This is a genomic window from Paraburkholderia graminis (assembly GCF_003330785.1).
Classification (GTDB): domain Bacteria; phylum Pseudomonadota; class Gammaproteobacteria; order Burkholderiales; family Burkholderiaceae; genus Paraburkholderia; species Paraburkholderia graminis.
The window spans coordinates 3,413,166-3,434,990 of the sequence record NZ_CP024934.1; the positions used below are offsets into that span (position 1 = coordinate 3,413,166).

13 protein-coding genes are annotated in these 21,825 nt (G+C 62.9%); 1 reads left to right on the forward strand and 12 read right to left on the reverse strand.

Annotated elements, in window-relative coordinates:
* Window positions 1-3 precede the first annotated feature (3 nt).
* From CUJ91_RS15265 to CUJ91_RS15315, 11 genes are all read right to left on the reverse strand, one after another.
* Entirely contained in the window at window positions 4-750 is a 747-nt protein-coding gene (locus CUJ91_RS15265) for an OmpA family protein (protein WP_114156475.1), read from the reverse strand.
* A gap of 125 nt (window positions 751-875) precedes the next feature.
* The gene (locus tag CUJ91_RS15270) at window positions 876-9,650 is read right to left on the reverse strand and encodes a YadA-like family protein (RefSeq protein WP_153067631.1); all 8,775 of its coding nucleotides are present in this window, start codon (window positions 9,648-9,650) and stop codon (window positions 876-878) included.
* Window positions 9,651-10,792: 1,142 nt separating this feature from the next.
* A complete protein-coding gene (locus CUJ91_RS15275) occupies window positions 10,793-11,209 on the reverse strand; it encodes a CopD family protein (protein WP_006051907.1) in 417 nt (138 codons plus the stop codon).
* A gap of 152 nt (window positions 11,210-11,361) precedes the next feature.
* Window positions 11,362-12,633, reverse strand: coding sequence for a glutamate-5-semialdehyde dehydrogenase (locus CUJ91_RS15280; RefSeq protein WP_029971462.1), 1,272 nt, complete (start codon window positions 12,631-12,633; stop codon window positions 11,362-11,364).
* Between the two features lie 292 nt (window positions 12,634-12,925).
* Window positions 12,926-14,047 carry a DNA polymerase III subunit delta gene (gene holA / locus CUJ91_RS15285; RefSeq protein ID WP_114156477.1) on the reverse strand — a complete coding sequence of 374 codons (1,122 nt, stop codon included), beginning with the start codon at window positions 14,045-14,047 and terminating at the stop codon, window positions 12,926-12,928.
* 39 nt (window positions 14,048-14,086) lie between these two features.
* Window positions 14,087-14,641, reverse strand: a complete 555-nt coding sequence (locus tag CUJ91_RS15290; RefSeq protein ID WP_029971464.1) for an LPS-assembly lipoprotein LptE — start codon at window positions 14,639-14,641, stop codon at window positions 14,087-14,089.
* Between the two features lie 91 nt (window positions 14,642-14,732).
* On the reverse strand, window positions 14,733-17,324 hold the full coding sequence (gene leuS, locus CUJ91_RS15295; protein WP_053858733.1) for a leucine--tRNA ligase: 2,592 nt from the start codon (window positions 17,322-17,324) through the stop codon (window positions 14,733-14,735).
* Between the two features lie 154 nt (window positions 17,325-17,478).
* Window positions 17,479-17,952, reverse strand: coding sequence for an ExbD/TolR family protein (locus tag CUJ91_RS15300; protein WP_114156478.1), 474 nt, complete (start codon window positions 17,950-17,952; stop codon window positions 17,479-17,481).
* 20 nt (window positions 17,953-17,972) lie between these two features.
* Entirely contained in the window at window positions 17,973-18,692 is a 720-nt protein-coding gene (locus CUJ91_RS15305) for a MotA/TolQ/ExbB proton channel family protein (protein WP_006051901.1), read from the reverse strand.
* A gap of 33 nt (window positions 18,693-18,725) precedes the next feature.
* Window positions 18,726-19,523, reverse strand: a complete 798-nt coding sequence (gene dapB / locus CUJ91_RS15310) for a 4-hydroxy-tetrahydrodipicolinate reductase (protein ID WP_044021887.1) — start codon at window positions 19,521-19,523, stop codon at window positions 18,726-18,728.
* Window positions 19,524-19,722: 199 nt separating this feature from the next.
* A complete protein-coding gene (locus CUJ91_RS15315) occupies window positions 19,723-20,553 on the reverse strand; it encodes an outer membrane protein assembly factor BamE (RefSeq protein ID WP_006051898.1) in 831 nt (276 codons plus the stop codon).
* 158 nt (window positions 20,554-20,711) lie between these two features.
* Between CUJ91_RS15315 and fur the strand changes: the two genes are divergently transcribed.
* Window positions 20,712-21,140 carry a ferric iron uptake transcriptional regulator gene (gene fur, locus CUJ91_RS15320; protein ID WP_006051897.1) on the forward strand — a complete coding sequence of 143 codons (429 nt, stop codon included), beginning with the start codon at window positions 20,712-20,714 and terminating at the stop codon, window positions 21,138-21,140.
* Between the two features lie 148 nt (window positions 21,141-21,288).
* Here fur and CUJ91_RS15325 read toward each other — a convergent pair whose 3' ends face one another.
* The gene (locus CUJ91_RS15325) at window positions 21,289-21,825 is read right to left on the reverse strand and encodes an ureidoglycolate lyase (RefSeq protein ID WP_029971468.1); all 537 of its coding nucleotides are present in this window, start codon (window positions 21,823-21,825) and stop codon (window positions 21,289-21,291) included.

The window sequence follows — 21,825 nt, forward strand, 5'->3', positions numbered from 1 at the left end:
CAGTTACTCGGCGACCACGCGAACATCGACGCGGCGGTTCTGCGAACGACCTTCGGCCGTCGCATTCGACGCAACCGGATCGGCGCTGCCGAGGCCTTGTGCGACGAACTGCTCGGCCTCGAGACCGCCATCGCGCAGATATTGCACGACCGCTTCGGCACGAGCCTTCGACAGTGCCCGGTTGTGTGCTTCGGAACCCGTCTTGTCGGTGTAGCCCGTCACCGTTACGCGGCGCAGATTCGCGCCCTTGTTCGCGGCCATGAAGTGATCGAGGTTTTCCTTCGCGATCGGGCTGAGCGTCGCGCTGTCCGTTGCAAAGTTGGCGTTGCCTTGCAGCAGCAGCCGGACCTGCGGCGCCGCCGGCTTTGCTTGCGGCTGCGCAGCCTCTTGCTGCTGAACCGGCTGTTGCGGCACCGGCTGTTGTGCGACCGGCTGCTGTGCGACGGGCGCGCCGCACATGAACGTCATTTCACGCGCATCTTTCACCGGCTGGTTGTTGCTCACGCCGTCGACCGCGCCGAGCCACGTAATCGGCTTGGCCTGGCAGGTTTCTTCGGCCACGCGCACGCAGGTTTGCGAGCTGTCGAGGAGTCCAAGGCAGCTAACCCGATAAGTCGGTACAGTTTGGTTCGGCGGACTGATCGTACGCAGCGTGTAGGACGGTCCAGATTGCGTACTGCACGCTGCAAAGATCGCCAAAGACGCGCCTGAGACCAACGCGCGGAGATATTTAAAAAGAGAAGTGTTCATTTTCACGAATGCAGTGATTGAAGCGGCGCCCTTGCCCCGTGTCCTGCGGACAAGAGCGCGCTTACAGTTCTAGTCAAGACAGATCCGGTTGATGGACCGGACTTGCGTCCGATCCATCGCGGCGCTTACCACTGGTACGAAGCACCGATGCCGATCGCCGTGCCTTGCGAGCTGGTGCCCGCGCCGGCCTTCATCTTCAGGTTCTCGGTGATACGCGCCGAGACGCCGAGCGCGACAGCCTGCGAACCCTTATACGAACCGCCACCGATACCGACCGCGATCGTCTTGCCTTGATCGACGTCCGGGATCATCGTCAGCGCCGTAGCGGCTGCGACACCGGCGTACGCGTTCTTGGCGACCTGGCTCACGCTGTTCTGCACCGAGTTGATCTGCTGATCGGTGTAGGCCTTCGAGGTCATGCCAGCCGGCAGATTGCCGACCGCCGAGCCGATGGCGTCGTTCAACTGACCCACGTTGACCGCGTCGGTCGTTGCCGTACCGGCCGCGACGTTGGTGACCTGGCGTTCGTTACCTGCCGCGCCCACCGACACCGAGTTCGCACGATCAGCCACCGAGTTCGCACCCAGCGCCACCGAGTTCGCCGCGGTTGCGCTTGCATTCGCACCCATTGCGGTCGAATGCGTACCGCTTGCAACTGCTGCTTCCGTATCGCGGTTGCCGTCTGCTGCGAACATCGGGTTGTTGGCGGCGTGCGCAATGTTCGTCACCGTCGAGATCGCCGAGTTCATCTGGTCGACGTTGACTGCGTCGTCACCGGACGTGCCTGCTGCCACGTTGTGGATCGTCGTGCCGCCCGCAGCACCATTACCCATCGTAATGCTGCTGTAGTTGGTCGTACCGTCGGCGTTGTGGTCGTACGTGACTGCCGCGTTGGTCGTGCCGTTCGGGTTGATGATGCCCGACGCCTTCAACTGCGCGACGTTCACTGCGTCCGTGTCGGCCGTACCGGCTGCGACGTTGGTGATCTGGCGTTCGTTGCCTGCCGAGCCCACCGACACCGTATTGGCACGGTCAGCCACCGAGTTCGAACCCAGTGCAACCGAGTTCGTCGCCAGAGACTGCGCATTACCGCCGATCGCCACCGATTCCGCGCCCGTTGCCTGTGAATCCGGCAACGTCGAGTTGGCGTGGAAGTACTTGATACCGGTGCCGCCGCTGGTGATGTTGTTCAGCGTGTTGTTGATGTTGGTGATGTCCGACGTGTTCTGCGTCACACGGCCGTCGATGTTGGTGATCGCGTCACCCACGCTGTTCACGGTCGTGCCGCCCACCGAGTACGTCGGGGCCGAGATCGTGCCATCGCTGTTCACCGTCGAGCCGCCGCCGAGGGCATCTGCCGCCGACTGGCTCACGCCGTAGAGCTGCGAACCGTTCACTGCATCCACGCTCGTGGCGTTGACCGCGCCTGCGGCTACACCAGTCAACGTACGCGAACCTGCCGTACCCGTGAAGTCAACCACCGTGCCGTCGGTATCCTTCGCCACCGTGATGTTGCGCGACGTCGGGTCCTGCTGCACCAGACCGACCGAACCGTTGGCGATGTTTTGCGTCAGGTTGTCGATGTTCGTCGTGTTCTGCGTCGTACGACCGTCGATGTTGGTGATTGCGTCACCCACCGTGTTCACCGTCGTGCGGCCCACCGAGTACGTCGGAGCCGTGATTGCGCCCGTCGTCGAGTCGTAGGTCGAACCGCCACCCAGCGACGAGGCCGTGCTCGTGCCGATCTGGTTGACCTTCGCATCTTCCGACATCAGCTGGCTCACGTTCACCGCGTCCGTGGCGTTCAGACCTGCTGCCACATTCGTGATGCGACGCTCAGCACCTGCTGCACCCACCGACACTTCACCGGCTGCCGTGGCTGCCGAGATAGCGCTGCCGCCCGGGTTGAAGCCTGCCGTCGTCAGCGTAGTCGAGTTGGCCACCGAGTTGGAACCGAGTGCCACCGAGTTCGCCGCCGTTGCCTGTGCGTTGCCGCCGATCGCCACTGCATCCGTACCCGTTGCCGACGAATCCGCCAGCGTCGAGTTGGCGTGGAAGTACTTGATGCCGCCACCGTTCACGATGTTGTTCACCGTGTTGTTGATGTTGGTGACATTGCCCGCCAGGTTTGCGACGTTGTTATTGGTGTTCGACAGGTTGTTCGCGACGTTCGAAACGTTCATGTTCGTCGCGTACAGCTGCGACCCGTTCACTGCGTCCGTGCTCGATGCGCTCAGATCACCAGCCGTTACACCAGTCAGCGTACGCGTGCCTGCCGTACCCGTGAAGTCGACCACCGTGCCGTCGGTATCCTTCGCCACCGTGATGTTGCGCGACGTCGGGTCTTGCTGCACCAGACCGACCGAACCGTTGGCGATGTTCTGCGTCAGGCTGTCGATGTTCGTCGTGTTCTGCGTCGTACGGCCATCGATGTTGGTGATTGCGTCACCCACCGTGTTCACCGTCGTGCCGCCCACCGTGTACGTCGGAGCCGTGATTGCGCCCGTCGTCGAATCGTAGGTCGAACCACCGCCCAGCGACGAGGCCGTGCTCGCGCCGATCTGGTTCACCTTCGCGTCTTCCGACATCAGCTGGCTCACGTTCACCGCGTCCGTGGCGTTCAGACCTGCTGCCACGTTCGTGATGCGACGCTCTGCACCTGCCGCGCCCACCGACACTTCACCGGCTGCCGTGGCTGCCGAGATCGCGCTGCCGCCCGGGTTGAAGCCTGCCGTCGCCAGCGTGCTCGAGTTGGCCACCGAGTTCGAGCCCAGTGCCACCGAGTTCGCCGTCGTCGCTTGTGCGTTGCCGCCGATCGCCACTGCGTTCGTACCCACTGCCGACGAATCCGCCAGCGCGGTGTTCGCGTGGAAGTACTTGATGCCGCCACCGTTCACGATGTTGTTCACCGTGTTGTTGATGTTGGTGACGTTGCCGCTCAGGTTCGCGACGTTGTTGTTGGTGTTCGCGAGATTGTTGGCGACGTTCGAAACGTTGTTCGAAACGTTGTTCACCTTCGCGTCTTCCGACTGCAACTGGCTCACGTTCACTGCATCCGTAGCGTTCAGACCTGCTGCCACGTTCGTGATACGACGCTCCGCACCTGCCTTGCCCACCGACACTTCGCCGCCGGCTGCCGTCGCTGCTGCGATCGCCGTGCCACCGACCGGCGTGAAGCCTGCCGTCGTCAACGTGCTCGAGTTGGCCACCGAGTTGGAACCCAGTGCCACCGAGTTTGCCGTCGTCGCTTGCGCGTTGCCGCCGATTGCCACTGCGTCCGTACCCGTTGCCGACGAATCCGCCAGCGTGGAGTTGGCGTGGAAGTACTTGATGCCGCCACCGTTCACGATGTTGTTCATCGTGTTGTTGATGTTCGTGACGTTGCCGCTCAGGTTCGCGACGTTGTTGTTGGTGTTCGCGAGATTGTTGGCGACGTTCGAAACGTTGTTCGAGACGTTGTTCACCTTCGCGTCTTCCGACTGAAGCTGGCTCACGTTCACTGCATCGGTTGCGTTCAGACCTGCTGCGACGTTCGTGATGCGGCGTTCTGCACCTGCCTTGCCCACCGACACTTCACCACCGGCTGCCGTCGCTGCTGCGATCGCCGTGCCGCCGACCGGCGTGAAGCCTGCCGTCGCCAGCGTGGCCGAGTTCGCCACCGAGTTCGAGCCGAGGGCCACCGAGTTCGCCGTCGTCGCCGAGGCTGCACCGCCGATTGCCACTGCGTCCGTACCCGTTGCCGACGAATCCGCCAGCGTGGAGTTAGCGTGGAAGTACTTGATGCCGCCACCGTTCACGATGTTGTTCACCGTGTTGTTGATGTTGGTGACGTTGCCGCTCAGGTTTGCAACGTTGTTGTTGGTGTTCGACAGGTTGTTCGCGACGTTCGACACATTGTTCGAGACGTTGTTGACCTTCGCGTCTTCCGACTGAAGCTGGCTTACGTTCACTGCGTCCGTTGCGTTCAGACCCGCTGCGACGTTCGTGATACGACGCTCCGCACCTGCCTTGCCCACCGACACTTCACCGCCTGCTGCCGTGGCTGCCGCGATTGCCGTGCCACCAACCGGCGTGAAGCCTGCCGTCGCCAGCGTCGCCGAGTTCGCCACCGAGTTCGAGCCCAGTGCCACCGAGTTCGCCGTCGTTGCCTGAGCGTTGCCGCCGATTGCCACTGCGTCCGTACCCGTTGCCGACGAATCCGCCAGCGTCGAGTTGGCGTGGAAGTACTTGATGCCGCCACCATTCACGATGTTGTTCACCGTGTTGTTGATGTTGGTGACATTGCCGCTCAGGTTCGCGACGTTGTTGTTGGTGTTCGACAGGTTGTTCGCGACGTTCGAAACGTTGTTCGAGACGTTGTTCACCTTCGCGTCTTCCGACTGCAGCTGGCTCACGTTCACTGCATCCGTGGCGTTCAGACCTGCTGCGACGTTCGTGATGCGACGCTCCTTACCTGCCGCGCCCACTGACACTTCACCGCCCGCTGCCGTGGCTGCTGCGATCGCCGTGCCGCCGACCGGCGTGAAGCCTGCCGTCGCCAGCGTGGCCGAGTTCGCCACCGAGTTGGAGCCCAGTGCCACCGAGTTCGCCGTCGTCGCCGAGGCTGCACCGCCGATCGCCACTGCATCCGTACCCACTGCCGACGAATCCGCCAGCGTCGAGTTCGCGTGGAAATACTTGACGCCGCCACCGTTCACGATGTTGTTCACCGTGTTGTTCATGTTGGTGACATTGCCTGCCAGGTTGCTCAGGTTATTGCTGACGTTGTTCACCTTCGCGTCTTCCGACTGCAGCTGGCTCACGTTCACTGCATCGGTCGCGTTCAGACCCGCTGCGACGTTCGTGATGCGACGCTCAGCACCTGCTGCGCCCACCGACACTTCGCCGCCGGCTGCCGTCGCTGCCGAGATCGCCGTGCCGCCGACCGGCGTGAAACCTGCCGTCGCCAGCGTGGCCGAGTTTGCCACCGAGTTGGAGCCCAGTGCCACCGAGTTCGCCGTCGTCGCAGTTGCTGCACCACCGATCGCCACTGCGTTCGTGCCCACTGCTGAGGAGTCGACCAGCGTCGAGTTAGCGTGGAAATACTTCGTACCCGCGCCGTTGGTGATGTTGTTCACCGTGTTGCTCAGGTTGTTCAGGTTGTTGTTGACCGTGTTGACCTTCGCGTCTTCCGACTGCAGCTGGCTCACGTTCACTGCGTCCGTCGCGTTCAGACCTGCTGCGACGTTCGTGATGCGACGCTCCTTACCTGCCGCGCCCACCGACACTTCACCACCAGCAGCAGTGGCTGCCGAAATCGCCGTGCCGCCAACCGGCGTGAAGCCTGCCGTCGTCAACGTCGCCGAGTTCGCCACCGAGTTCGAGCCCAAGGCCACCGAGTTCGCCGTCGTCGCCTGAGCGTTGCCACCGATCGCCACTGCGTCCGTACCCGTTGCCGACGAATCCGCCAGCGTCGAGTTCGCATGGAAGTACTTGACGCCGCCACCGTTCACGATGTTGTTCACCGTGTTGTTGATGTTGGTGACGTTGCCGCTCAGGTTCGCGACGTTGTTGTTCGTGTTCGACAGGTTGTTCGAGACGTTGTTGACCTTTGCGTCTTCCGACTGCAACTGGCTCACGTTCACTGCATCGGTCGCGCTCAGACCCGCTGCCACGTTCGTGATGCGACGCTCTGCACCTGCCTTGCCCACCGACACTTCGCCGCCCGCTGCTGTCCCTGCCGAGATCGCCGTGCCACCCGTCGGCGTGAAGCCTGCCGTCGCCAGCGTCGCCGAGTTTGCCACCGAGTTCGAGCCCAGTGCTACCGAGTTCGCCGTCGTCGCCGACGCTGCACCGCCGATTGCCACCGCATTCGTGCCCGTCGCCGACGAATCAGCCAACGTCGAATTCGCGTGGAAGTACTTGATGCCGCCACCGTTCACGATGTTGTTCACCGTGTTGTTGATGTTGGTGACGTTGCCGCTCAGGTTCGCAACGTTGTTGTTGGTGTTCGACAGGTTGTTCGCGACGTTCGACACGTTGTTCGAGACGTTGTTGACCTTCGCGTCTTCCGACTGCAACTGGCTCACGTTGACGGCATCGGTCGCATTCAGACCGGCCGCGACGTTCGTGATGCGACGCTCTGCACCTGCTGCGCCAACCGACACTTCGCCGCCGGCTGCCGTGGCTGCCGAGATCGCCGTGCCGCCGACCGGCGTAAAGCCTGCCGTCGTCAACGTGGCCGAGTTCGCCACCGCCCCGGCGCCGAGCGCAACCGAGTTCACGGTTGCGGCCGAGGCGCCTTGCCCCAGCGCAACAGTATTTATTGCAGTGGCGCTGGAATAGTCGCCGATAGCGATAGCCTCACTGGCCGTCGCGTTGGCGTGAGGACCTACCGCGACTGCTGCATGAGCGCCGGCATTCGCGTTACCACCGATCGCAACGCCCCAGCCGTTGGTGTTCGACGTCGTGCCACTAACCGTGGACGTCGCGCCTTCGCCAACCGCCACGCTATCGTATGCTGCGGCGGTGGCAGATTCGCCAAACGCGGATGAGTTTGTTGCGGAGGCGAGCGAACCCCAGCCCATTGCGGTCGAACTGGCGCCGCTAGCCACGGCAACCGGTCCGGCAGCAACGCTGTTCGAGCCCGTCGCGGACGCGTCCGCCAGCGTCGAGTTAGCGTGGAAATACTTGATGCCGCCACCGTTCACGATGTTGTTCACCGTGTTGTTGATGTTGGTGACGTTCCCGCTCAGGTTCGCAACGTTGTTGTTGGTGTTCGACAGGTTGTTCGCGACGTTCGAAACGTTGTTCGAGACGTTGTTGACCTTTGCGTCTTCCGACTGCAACTGGCTCACGTTCACTGCGTCCGTGGCGTTCAGGCCCGCTGCCACGTTCGTGATACGACGTTCTTTACCTGCCGCGCCCACCGACACTTCACCGCCCACGGCCGTGGCTGCCGAAATCGCCGTGCCACCAACCGGCGTGAAGCCTGCCGTCGTCAGCGTGGCCGAGTTCGCCACCGAGTTGTAACCCAGTGCCACGGAGTTCACCGTTGCAGCAGTGGAAGAGCCACCCAACGCCGTGCCGTTGGCCGCACCACTGGTGGCCCCCGTGCCCACAGCAAGCTGGTTGTTTACACCGGTGCCGCCAGCAGTAGACGCCTGCGTGCCTATCGCGATCGACAGACCACCGCCTGCTGTAGCGTTCTGACCGATCGCCATATCCTGCGAGTAGCCGGTATAGCTGCCATCGCCAATCGCGATCGCTCCATCCATGAGCATCCCGCTCTGCATCGATGCATTACGGCCAATCGCAATGCTGCCTGCACCGCGAGCAACTGCATTCGGTCCGACCGCCACGCTATCGACGCCCACAGCCGACGAGTCGGCCAGCGTCGAGTTCGTGTGGAAGTACTTGATGCCGCCACCGTTCACGATGTTGTTCATCGTGTTGTTGATGTTGGTGACGTTGCCGCTCAGGTTCGCGACGTTGTTGTTCGTGTTGGCCAGGTTGTTCGCGACGTTCGAAACGTTGCTCGAGACGTTGTTCACCTTCGCGTCTTCCGACTGCAACTGGCTGACGTTCACTGCGTCGGTCGGGTTGAAACCTGCTGCGACGTTCGTGATGCGGCGTTCGGCACCTGCCGAACCCACCGACACTTCGCCGCCCGGGGCCGTCGCTGCCGAGATCGCCGTGCCACCGACCGGCGTGAAGCCTGCCGTCGTCAGCGTGGCCGAGTTCGCCACCGAATTGGAGCCCAGCGCCACCGAGTTCGATGTGGTCGCCGTTGCAAGGTAGCCAACCGTGACCGCGCCCGCGCCAGACGTAAGCGAGTTGCTGCCGAGTGCGGTCGAGTTCGTGGCGCCAGCGGAAGCAGAGGTGCCGAGAGCAACCATGTTGTTCGTGGATACGGCGTTCAGCGTCGATGCGCCGTAACCGATGGCCGTCGACGATCCTCCGCCGGCTGTCGCGAAGCCGCCTATCGCGGTATCTCCGATGTACGTCGCGTACGCTGAGTCGCCTATGGCGATAGCGTCGTTCGTCGCCGTGCCAGACGCCCACGACAAAGCTTTCGGACCAATGGCGATTGAGCCGTATGATGATGTTGATGCACCCGCCTTGGCGTCGTCCGTCCCGTCGTTGTTCCCAGTCACCTTGAAATAGCGTGTACCTTGGCCGTTGTTGATGTTGGTGATCGAGGTGTTCAGCTTGCCCAGTGCCGTATCCACCGTGCCGAACGCCGTGCCGATGTCCGTCTTCGCGCCCGTCGTACCGTCGATCGAATTTGCGTTCGTCAGCGCGTAGCTAGGTGCGCTAATCGCGCCCGTCGAGCTAACCGTGGAACCGCCGCCAATGGCGCTGGCCGCCGAAGCGCTCACCGCGTAGAGCTGGCTGCCGTTGATCGCGTCGCCGCTAATGCTGCTGACGGTACCGGCTGCAACGTTCACGATCTTGTGACTGGTCATGTCGACCTGGTTCATCATTGCAATGCCGCTCGGGCCGTAGATCGTGACCTTTCCCGTCGCGTTGCTCCCGGAAGCGCCCACCAGAATCGCGGCGTTCGTGCCGTCAGGACTGAAGTAGTTGCCGTTTTCGGAAAGGACTACTCCAGTGCCGAGGCTCGAGCTACCGCTGAAGCATGTCGCAGCCTGCTGCGTGTTCGTCCATGCACCAGCTTGGGCCGCGCTAAAGCTGGCATAAGAGTTTATTGCATTCCCGCAATTGATGATCGAGCCCGCCATCGCGGATGGTGCGAACGCCGACAATCCCACCCCGGCAGCAACCAGCACTCCGCTTGCGCCTAGCGCCTTGATGCTACGTGCCTTGCGGCCGCTCTTTCCGCGTCCCTTCGCCACTTCCGGCGCTGCAACATATGTACCGGTAGTCTCATTCCAAACTGTTTTGTACGACTTGTTCACGATTTCATCCTGTAAAGGCGTGATGACTGGGATCTGCGCGGCACCGTGCTGATTAACGTGGTGCGTCGCTGCCAACGAGCTGCCAAAAGGATTCAATCTGACCGTCGCACTTATGCACTTGAGACTGTCTTAATATCCTTCCGGCGAAGATCTCAATATAAAACTGAGCGACTCTGGAGATAATCAGACTATGCTTAATTGGTCTCAATCGACTGTCACATACTAGGAAACGCGACTCGCGCCAGAACCTCACGGATCCTTGAAATTCTGTAAAGAAGTGGCTTTAAGGCAGGCAAGCATCGAACTTTATTTAGGATTATTCTTATTCGATGCAGTTCGATCTGGAGGAACACGGCCTGTGGACGGGGCTTTACCCGTGCGACCGCAGCGCTTGTCTCATCGCGCGAATTGGAAATACGAACGAGGCAGACCGACGATTGCGCGATTATGCGATGGCCCGACCAGGAATATACGGACTAAAATTCAGAAAAGTCCTAAAATTCGAAAAATCACGGGAATAGCGCTTTTTAGGATTTGTCTTATTTCTATTATTTCTTTATTTCATAACTCCGGTCGTCACTAGAACAATGACGAGCTTGCCCTCGATTGCATCAGGCCAACACGAGTTTTAAACCGCCAAATTTCCCTCCACATAAAAGGCGGCGGAATTCGCAGATGAGCGCGAAAAAAACCGCGGCGAGGCGGTGGTTAGTTGACCGGAGGCGGTTTGATTTAACTTTAAAGATCGACGCTTCCATGGCAGCTGGAGCGTTGATTGCCGTGACAATCACGGCCGCGTCGGCCGTCCTTTACGCGGACTTGCGCTTCCCAGCCATCCGCGCTGAACGCCCGCTCCGGCCTATATCACGCCGGAGTGCTGCAAGCCGGTTACGTCCAGTCAATTCCCGTTGACAGTGACGGAACTCGGGAAAGCCGAGCTGTTCATGCCGCAACGCACCGATCGGTGAGCGTCAGGCCGTTTGGCCTGTGATGGGCCTGCTCATGCCCCGATTTGGCCAAGGCTTGCCGGCCCGTCCGGCGCCTGCTCTGCACGACGGTCAGGAGCGCGCACATAGCGGCATCAGCAGACCGGCGTTTCAACCATCCGCACAGCCTGTGCAAGTCTCACAGCCGCGCACCTCTCAAAACGGCTTGATCACCACCAACGCGACCGCAGCCAGCATCCCCAGCACCGGCAGTTCATTGAACATTCGATACCACTTGTCCGAGCGACGGTTTTCCCCGCGCTCGAAGGTCCGCAGCAGAACCCCGCAGTAAGCGTGGTAAATCACCAGCAGCACGACCACGCCAACCTTCGCGTGAAGCCATCCCTGCCCTCGTCCGATGCCGACGACAAGCCACAACCACAGCCCGCAAGCGAGCGCCGGCACCGCGATAAACGACATGAAGCGGAACAGTTTGCGCGCCATGATCAGCAGACGCTTCACCGCGGCGGGTTCGGTTTCCATCGCCAGATTGACGAAAATGCGCGGCAAATAGAACAGGCCGGCGAACCAGGAAGCGATCAGAACGATGTGAAACGTCTTGATCCAGAGCATCGTGGGAGTCCTTGGTGGTGTGTGATTTATTGTGGAGAGCGCCGCCGATCATGCCGGGCCTGTGCCGCGACGCAAAGTGATCGGCGGTCGCGGGATTTGAAACAATCATGCGTGGCCGCGTTGCACGGCCACGCTTTCCATCGCGTCGGCGCCTAATGACGCCCTTCGCCATGCCCAAGCACGACATACTTCAGCGACGTCAACCCTTCCAGCCCCACCGGGCCGCGCGCGTGGAGCTTGTCGTTGGAAATGCCGATTTCCGCGCCGAGACCGAATTCGAAGCCGTCGGCGAAACGCGTCGAGGCGTTCACCATCACGCTCGCCGAATCCACTTCGCGCAGGAAGCGCATCGCGCGATCATGGTCTTCCGTGACGATCGCGTCGGTATGTTGCGAACTGTACGTGTTGATGTGCTCAATGGCGGCGTCAAGATCGTCGACCACCTTGATCGCGAGCACCGGCGCAAGATATTCGGTGCGCCAGTCTTCTTCGGTTGCGACGACGAGCGGACCCACGCCCGCGTCTGCCAGCACAGCATGCGCCGCCGCATCCACGCGCAATTCGACATTTTTCTCGCGATACAGCTTGCCGAGCGGCGGCAGCACGTCGGACGCAATGCCGCGCGCGACCAGCAACGTCTCCATCGTATTGCAGGTGCCGTAGCGGTGCGTCTTGGCGTTATCGCAAACGGTCAGCGCCTTCTTAAGATCGGCGCGGTCGTCCACGTATACGTGGCAGATGCCGTCCAGATGCTTGATCATCGGCACCCGCGCTTCGCTCATGAGCCGCTCGATCAGGCTCTTGCCGCCGCGCGGCACGATCACGTCGACGTATTCGGTCATCGTGATCAGTTTGCCGACCGCGGCGCGGTCCGACGTCGCAACAACCTGCACGGCGTCTTGCGGCAAACCGGCCGCTTCGAGCGCCTCGCCGATCAGCTTCGCGAGCGCGGTATTGCATTCGAGCGCTTCCGAACCACCGCGCAGAATCGTCGCGTTGCCCGATTTGAGGCAGAGCGCGGCGGCGTCGATCGTGACGTTAGGACGCGATTCGTAGATGATGCCGATCACGCCGAGCGGCACGCGCATCTGCCCGACCTGGATGCCGCTCGGCCGGTACTTGAGGTTACTGATCTCGCCGATCGGATCGGCGAGCGCCGCGACCTGGCGCAGACCTTCGACCATCGTCCTGAGCGCCTTGTCCGACAGCGTGAGACGGTCGATGAAAGCCGCGTCGTGACCTTTATCGCGTGCGCGTGCGACGTCGCGCGCGTTGGCTTCCTTGAGCAACGCGGCATCGCGCTCGATACCCGCCGCCACCGCCGCGAGGGCGGCGTTCTTCGCAGCCGTCGACGCCCGCGCCATCGCACGCGATGCCCGGCGCGCGCGCCGGCCGAGGTCGGTCATGTACTGGTCGATATCCATGGTGATTCTCGTATTGCCGGGCACGCCGACGCGCGGCGAGCAGGCTGATTAGCTGATTAGCTGATTAGCTGATTAGCTGATTAGCTGATTAGCGAAAGATCCAGCGATTGTAAGTCGGGCCAGGGCGCTTTGCTTGCGAGGGCACGGTTAGCGCCGCTGAGATCCGCAAGACTGCTGGTGCACGGCGGGCCGCGCTACGCTCGGCAAGCCGAGCCGGTCCGGCCTGGCTGTACGGCTGGCTAGCTCAGCACCGCGACACCTCAAACCCCGCCGCCTACAGCACCAGCGAACCTCACGCCGGCCTGCGCACCGCGGCCGCAGCCGCACCCCGAGGAGGTCGCGGCGGCGGCGCAGCAGACGTTCTCGGCGACGCCACCACCATCGCAAGCTCGAACAGCCCGTCCCACGGATCGGGCGGCGGATCGTTGCGATGATTACCCGGCGTCCCGCCCGACAATCCCTTCACCTGCCGATCCAGCCGCGCCGCCAGCGCCAACGCCTTTTCCAGCGCCGCCTCGGTGACACGCGACAATGCCGGCCCGATCAAGCGTTCGCGCGGACCCCACACGCGGTTTTCGCGCACGAGCATGGCAAGCGGCTTACCGGCCGCGACGCCGCGCTTGATCCGCAGCAGCGTGCGCAATTCCTCGACGACGGCCCACAACACCAGCACCGCCGCCTCGCCTTCGCCGCGCAGCCCGTCGAGCATGCGCGACAAGCGGCCGACGTCGCCGGCAAGCATCGCCTCGTTCAGCTTGAAGACGTCGTAACGCGCGACGTTCAGCACCGCGTCGTGTATCTGTTCGAAGCTCAACGAACCCGCCGGATACAGCAGCCCGAGCTTCTGGATTTCCTGATGAGCGGCGAGCAGATTGCCTTCGACACGCTCTGCGATAAACGCCAACGCGCGCCGCCCTTCCTCGCCCGCGGCCACCCGCTGACCCTGCGCCGCGAGCCGCTGGCCGACCCAGTTCGGCAATTGCGCGCGCTCGACCGGATCGATTTTCAACGCGACGCCCGCGTCGGCGAGCGCCGTGAACCACGCCGATTTTTGCGTGGCCGCGTCGAGCCGCGGCAGCGTGATCATGGTCAGCACGTCGTCGTTGACGGAGCCCGCGAGCGCCTTCAGCGCTTCGGCGCCTTCCTTGCCGGGCTTGCCCGACGGAATGCGCAATTCGACCAGTTGACGGTCGCCGAACAGCGACATGGACTGGCTCGCGCCGAGCAACGAACTCCAGTCGAAACTGCGCTCGACGGTGAAGACCGAGCGGTCGGTAAAGCCGGCCGCGCGAGCCGCCGCGCGAATCCGGTCGCACGCTTCCTGCGCGAGCAGATGCTCGTCGCCGTACACGACGTACAGTCCGGCGAGTCCCTTGGCCAGATGCGCTTCGAGCGCGTCAAGTCGCAGTTGCATGGCTATGCTGATGTCCGGTCAGGTCGACGTGCCCGCCGCTCACAGCGGCGGCGGCGGCAACGGCGCGCGCGGCACGACGCCCGGCACCTGCTCGCCCGGCGCCGGATGCATCGAACGCACGCTCGACAGACGTCGCGTGAGCTGGTCGATCGCGTCGTTTTCCATGTCGGCAAAAAGGATTTCCGACTCGGCGGTCTTCGCCTGCGAGTACTTGTCGCTATAGGTCATCGCGCGGTTCAGCGCGATCACGCTCGGCGGAATCAGCACGGTGCCGTCCTTGCCGATCAGCGTGTAGTTCATCGCAAGGTTCAATTGATACTCGGAGACGACGCCCAGCGAATTCAGCGTCAGCGTGCTCGTGCCGCGGCTTTCGGTGATTTGCAACGTCGCGTCCGCGTTGGCAACCGACTTCACCACCACCGTGTCGCTGCCGCCCTGCACCATGCGCGTGAGCCGCGCGCCCGCGGCCGGCGAGCCGCCCGCGATGAAGAGGCGTTTGAACGCATAGTCCTGCTGACCGCGCAACTGGAAGCCGCATGCGGACAACATCAATACGCTGCAAGCCAGCGTTACAAAAAGCGATCTGCGAGTCACATTGGCTCCTGGTTCGCAGTGGATTCCCGGCGCTCGGCAAACGACGCCGCGCGAGGCGGCGCGTTGCCGGCCGGCAGGTGTTGCTGTGTCGTCAAACGACCACGTTCACGAGACGGCCCGGCACGACGACGATCTTCTTCGGCGCCTTGCCTTCGCTGAACTTCGCGACCATTTCATGCGCGGCCGCGAGCTGTTCGATCGATTCACGCGACGCGTCTTTCGCCACCGTCAGCGCGCCGCGCACCTTGCCGTTCACCTGCAGCACGAGTTCGATCTCCGATTGCTCGAGCGCTTTTTCGTCGACCTTCGGCCACGGCGCGTCGAGCAGCGAACCGAATTCGTCGGCATAACCGAGTTCCTGCCAGAGCTGGAACGTCAGGTGCGGCACGACCGGATACAGCACACGCAGCATCACGCTGTACGTTTCGCGCAGTACGCCCGGCAGCGCGCCCTTCGCGCTGTCGAGCGCGTTGAGCATCTTCATCGCGGCCGACACGACCGTGTTGTACTGCAGACGCTGGTAGTCGAAGTCGGCCTGCTTCAGCACGCTATAGACTTCGCGGCGCAGCAGTTTGTCGGCGTCGCCGAGTTGCGCGGCGTCGAACTGCCCGCCCGCGCGCAACGCGGCTTCGTTCGCCTGAGCGAAATTCCAGACGCGGCGCAGGAAGCGGCTCGCGCCTTCCACGCCCGAGCCCGACCATTCGAGCTGCTGCTCGGGCGGCGCGGCAAACATGACGAACAGACGCGCGGTGTCCGCGCCGTGCTGATCGATCAGCGATTGCGGATCGACGCCGTTGTTCTTCGACTTCGACATTTTCTCGACGCCGCCGAGCACGACCGGCTCGCCGTCCGAGTTCAGCACGGCGCCGACCGGGCGGCCCTTGTCGTCGAACGAGACGGTCACGTCTGCCGGGTTGTACCAGGTCTTCTTGCCCGTCGCGTCTTCGCGATAGTACGTTTCGTTGAGCACCATGCCCTGCGTGAGCAGGTTCCTGGCCGGCTCGCCGAACTTGACGAGACCCAGGTCGCGCATCACCTTGGCCCAGAAGCGCGAGTACAACAGGTGCAGAATCGCGTGCTCGATACCGCCGATGTACTGGTCCATCGGCGCCCAGTAATCGGTGCGCTCGTCGACCATCGTCTTCGCATCCGGCGACGCGTAGCGGTAGAAGTACCACGACGAATCGACGAACGTGTCCATCGTGTCGGTTTCGCGTTTGGCCGCGCCGCCGCAAGTCGGGCAGGCGCAGTTCACGAACGCTTCGGACTTCGCGAGCGGATTACCCGTGCCGTCCGGCACGAGGTCTTCAGGCAGCACGACCGGCAGATCTTTTTCCGGCACCGGCACGTCGCCGCACTTCGGGCAATGGATGATCGGAATCGGCGTGCCCCAATAGCGCTGGCGCGACACGCCCCAGTCACGCAGACGCCACGTGATCTGCTTGTCGCCGAGGCCGAGCGCTTTCAGGTCGGCGGCGATCGCGTCCACCGCCTGTTCGTAATCGAGGCCGTCGTACTTGCCGCTGTTGACGAGCGTGCCCGTCTTCTCGCCGTACCATTCTTCCCACGCGTCTGTCGAAAATTCCTTGCCTTCGACCGCCACCACCTGCTTGATCGGCAGACCGTACTTCTTCGCAAACGCGAAGTCGCGCTCGTCGTGCGCCGGCACGCCCATCACCGCGCCTTCGCCGTAGCTCATCAGCACGTAGTTGCCGATCCACACTTCGACCCGTTCCTGCGTCAGCGGATGCGTGACGTAGAAGCCGGTGGCCATGCCCTTCTTTTCCATCGTCGCGACGTCGGCTTCGGCAACGCCGCCGCGCTTGCATTCGTCGATGAAAGCCTGCAGTTCCGGCTTGTCTTTCAGGAGGCGCGTGGCGAGCGGATGCTCGGCGGCGATCGCGCAGAACGTCACGCCCATGATCGTGTCGGCGCGCGTGGTGAACACGCGCAGCAGCTTCTGTTCGCCGTCGATTTCATACGGGAAGCCAAAGTTCACGCCGAAGCTCTTGCCAATCCAGTTCTGCTGCATGATCTTCACGCGCTCGGGCCAGCCGAGACCTTCGAGATCGTTCAGCAGTTCGTCCGCGTACTGCGTGATGCGCATGTAGTACATCGGGATTTCGCGCTTTTCGACGAGCGCGCCCGAGCGCCAGCCGCGGCCGTCGATCACCTGCTCGTTCGCGAGCACGGTTTGATCGACGGGGTCCCAGTTGACGGTGCCGGTTTTCTTGTACGCGATGCCCTTTTCCAGCATCTTCAGGAACAGCCACTGGTTCCACTTGTAGTAGTCGGGGCTGCAGGTGGCGACTTCGCGCGACCAGTCGATCGCGAGACCCATCGACTGCATCTGCTTCTTCATGTAAGCGATGTTGTCGTAGGTCCACTTGGCCGGCGGCACATTGTTGGCCATCGCGGCATTTTCCGCAGGCATGCCGAACGCGTCCCAGCCCATCGGCATCAGCACGTTGTAGCCGTTCATCCGCAGATAGCGGTACATCACGTCGTTGATCGTGTAGTTGCGCACGTGCCCCATGTGCAGCTTGCCCGACGGATACGGCAGCATCGAGACGCAATAGAACTTGGGCTTGTCGGTGGTTTCCGTCGTCTTGTACGCGTCGATGGCGCGCCATTGCCCTTGCGCGGCGGATTCGACGTCGGAGGGAACGTATTTTTCGTGCATGGTGTGATGGGTCGCTGGGTTCGGTGCTTCCGCACCGGCCGCTATGCTGCTTTGGTGCTTTTGCTGGATGAAATGGCGTCGTTTCCCCTTCTGCGGGGGAAAGGGCTGATTATACCGTTCGCGGACGGCTGCGCCGCGCTCTGAAGCCGCGCGCTTACTGCCGCGCGGCCGGCGGCGGGTCCGTCACGAAGCCGATCCGCTCGAGACCGGCCTGCTGCGCGGCGCCCATCACCTGCGCGATCACCTCGTAGCGCGTGTTGCGCTCGGCGTGCAGGTGGATTTCGGGCTGGCCAGTCGCTTTGCCGGCGTCGCCGTTCTGCACGGCTTCACTCGCGTCCGCCGCTTTCGCTGCCTGCGCGAAGCGGCTGCGCATCTGTTCGAGCGTGATGAGGCTGCCGTTCCAGTAGAGCTTGCCCGCGGCGTCGATTGAAAGCGAAATGGTTTGCGGCGTTTCGCGCGCCGGCGCCGCGGCGACCTTCGGCAGATCGAGCCGGATCGCGTGCGTGAACAAAGGCGCGGTAATGATGAAGATCACGAGCAGCACGAGCATCACGTCGATCAACGGCGTCATATTGATCTCGGCCATCGGCGCGGCCGTCTGCTTTTTCTCGAGTCCGCCGAATGCCATGTCGCCTCCTCGCCGCGCGCTCAGTGAGCTTGCTGAGCGGCGGCCTGCTGGCCACGCAGCGGCGCTTGTGGCTGGCCGGCGGGCGCGCAGACGTACGCGTGCAGATCGTGCGCGAAGCCGTCCAGTTCCTCCGACAACTGCCGCACGAGACGCCCGAGCACGTTGTAGGCGAGCACCGCAGGAATCGCGACCACGAGGCCAAAGGCAGTCATGATGAGCGCCTCGCCGACCGGGCCCGCGACGTTTTCGATCTGTGCCTGCCCGCTCGCCGCAATACTGCCGAGCGCGTGATAAATGCCCCACACAGTGCCGAGCAGCCCGACGAAAGGCGCCGTGCTGCCGACCGAAGCGAGCAGCACTTGCCCGAATTCGAGCCGCCGTTGCGACGCGCTAAGCGCCTGGCGCAGTGCTCTCAGCACCCGCTCGCCGCGCTCGACGCGCGCGAGCAACGCACCGGGAATATCGACCTCGGCGGCATGGAGCGCCGCTTCGGCGAGCGGCGAGAAGACGCGCTCGCGGTCGGCGCGCTTCAGTGCGGCGACGCCTTCAGCGAGCGTAGGCGCCTGCCAGAAGCGCGCAATCGCGCGCGTCGCCTGGCGTTTCGCGCGCACGAGCACCCAGCTCTTGACGATCAGAAAGCACCAGCTCGCCACCGACATCGCCAACAGCACATAGGCGACGCCATGCGTGATCGCGTCGCTCGTTTGAAGGTAATGGATGATGCCGCTGCCGCCTGCCATCTGGCCTCGCCGAAAGAATGTGCCGGACTGTGCCTAGCGCAAGCCGAGCACGTCCTGCATGTCGAAGAAGCCGGTCTGATGGCCTTCGAGGAAACGCACGGCGCGAAGCGCACCCTGCGCGTACGAGAGACGGCTCGCCGACTTGTGCGTGATTTCAATCCGCTCGCCGATGCCCGCGAACAGCACCGTATGATCGCCGACGATGTCGCCGCCGCGAATCGCCGAAAAGCCGATGGTGGACGGATCACGTTCGCCCGTCACGCCCTCGCGGCCGTAGACGGCGCAGTCGTCGAGATTGCGGCCTAGCGCATTCGCGATCACCTCGCCCATGGTGAGCGCGGTGCCCGACGGCGCGTCCACCTTGTGACGGTGATGCGCCTCGATGATCTCGATGTCGTAGCCGGTCGCGAAATGCTTCGCCGCGAATTCGAGCAGCTTCAGCGTGACGTTCACGCCCACGCTCATATTCGACGCGAACATGATCGCGACGTTGTCCGCCGCGGCGCGCAATTGCGCCTTCTGCGCGTTGTCGAAGCCGGTCGTGCCGATCACCATTTTCACGTTGTGGCGCTGCGCCGCTTCGAGATGCACGAGCGTGCCTTCCGGGCGCGTGAAGTCGATCAGATAGTCGGACTCGGCGAACACGCGCTCGATGTCGTCCGTCAGCGCGACGCCCGTCTGTTTGCCGACAAAAGCGCCGGCGTCCTGACCGAGTTGCGGCGAACCTGGACGGTCGAGCGCGCCGGACAGCGTGGCGTCGGAATCGTTAAGAACCGTTTCGATGAGCATGCGGCCCATACGGCCCGATGCGCCAGCAATCGCAATTTTCATGGCTACGAGGGTTCGAAAGAACGGCCCGGCAAGCGCGGGCAAAAGCGGCGGCGGGCAGCACGCCCTCGCGCCGCGCATGACTGGAACAGCAGAGAACCGGACGGCGCCGCGCAACCTGGCTTCATGCGCGACGCAACGCAAAAAGTCACGTTGCAGCGGGCGCTTGCGCGGCTACCGTCTTAAAACAAGGACAACGATATTACTGGCTCGTTCCCGAAGTGGACGGCGCGGTCAACGGTGCGTTGTACGTCGGGCTGCTGCCGCTTTGCGACGAACCGCTCGGCCCGACCGGATTGTCCTGCGACGACGGCGCGGGAGGCGGCGGACGATGGAACTGGAACTGCGGCTGACCAGCGGACGTGGCGCCTTGCGGCGGCACGCCGCCGGCATTCGCGGTTGGCGCCGTTGAGCGCACCGACGAGCGCGTATTGCGCGACGGCGCCTGCACGGCATTCGTCGCACGATTGGCGGCTTGTGCGGCTTCGGCGTTCGCATCCGTGGACGGCGCGGCGGCGGCCGCTGCACCCTCGACGGACGGCGAGCGCGTGGTGTCCACGGTGACCGGGGCCGCAGCGGCGACCGGCGCACTTGCGCCCGCAGCGCTGCTTGCTACGTTAGGCACCGCTGCCTTCTTGCCGCGCTTGTCGCCGTCGATTTCGGCGAGCAGTTCGAGGTTCGACGGCAGATCTTCGCCGCCACTCCAGCTCGCGACGCGGTCGCCGGCGAACAGGACGATGAAGTCGCGCTGCTGCACGACGTTGGTCGAGCCGCGCTTGAAATAGAACACGTAGTCCCAGCGGTCAGCGTGGAACATGTCGGCCAGAAGCGGCGTGCCGAGCAACTGACGCACCTGCGCGCGCGACATGCCCACCTGCATTTGCGAGGCAGCTTCTTTCGAGACGAAGTTGCCTTGCACAACGGTAATCCGGTACGGCGTGATGCTTTGAGCAATCCGCTGCGTGAGGCTGTCGTACGTGGAACATCCTGCGAGAATCGCGACAGCCGCAACAGCGATCAAGGTACCCCGCATGCGGCTCCCCCGGTAGATCAATTGAGATTTTGAAATCATTTCACTCACCGTGCGGGCCCGCTGACGAGCCGCGCGAGTTTCATTCCATCGAAGATGACCAGAACGGCAAAAACACATTACTATGAGAGCCCAGCATTGTACTCTAGGGATCCCTTGTCATGACCAATCCAACCGATCTCAAGAATATCGGGCTCAAGGCGACCCTTCCGCGCCTCAAAATCCTTGAGATTTTTCAGCACAGCCCCGTCCGTCACCTGACGGCCGAAGACGTGTACCGCAATCTCCTGCACGAAGAGCTCGATATCGGTCTTGCCACCGTTTATCGCGTGCTGACGCAATTCGAGCAGGCCGGCCTGCTGTCGCGCAGCAATTTCGAATCGGGCAAGGCGGTGTTCGAACTGAACGAAGGGTCGCACCACGACCATCTGGTGTGCCTCGATTGCGGCCTCGTGGAAGAGTTTTTCGACTCGGAAATCGAGAATCGTCAGCAGTCCATTGCGAAGGAACGCGGCTTCAAGCTGCAGGAACACGCGTTGGCGCTGTACGGTGCCTGCACGAAGGAAAATTGCCCGCATCGCAAGCATTGACGTGGCATCGGCCGTGTCGGGGGGCGCGGTCGGAAATTGAGCGATAAGCACAGAATGGCCCGGCCGGTGGTGAATCGGCCGGGCCATTTTTTCGTCGAATGAAAAGCGGTGCGTTGCGCTATTGCATTTCACTTGCTTACTTCAGCGCTTACGCCGGTATTTCGACGCTCTCCGCGAACACTAGCCGCCACGGCTGCGGCAATGTCTGCTCGTCGCAATTGCGCCCGTCACCGCCGCGATCGACGACGAGAAAATCGCTCACGCGATCAAGCGCGAGAAGCGGATGATGCCAGACGCCCTTCGCATAATTGACGCCCTGCCAGGCGTCGGTCCAGAAGCCGCGCATCTGCGTGCAATCGAGCTCGCCGGCCGGCGCGACGACGATCAGATAGCGGCACGGCGTCAACGGAATGAAAGCCTGACTGCCGAGCGGGTGCCGCTCCATCATTGCGATGTCGAGCGGCAACGCATGCGGCTGCGCCCGGAACAGGTTGACGAGCGGCCGCCCGCCCTCGTCCGCCACGTCGACGCGCGCGAGGTCGTGATAGCGCTCGGTCGTGCCGCCGTTGATCGGAAAATGACGCGCGCCTTCGAGTTCGATCACGTCGCCAAACGGCGCGAACGCCTCGCGCGTCAGACGCTGCAGTTGCAATGTGGGTTTCAAAACCGCTTCCGGGGTCTTCAT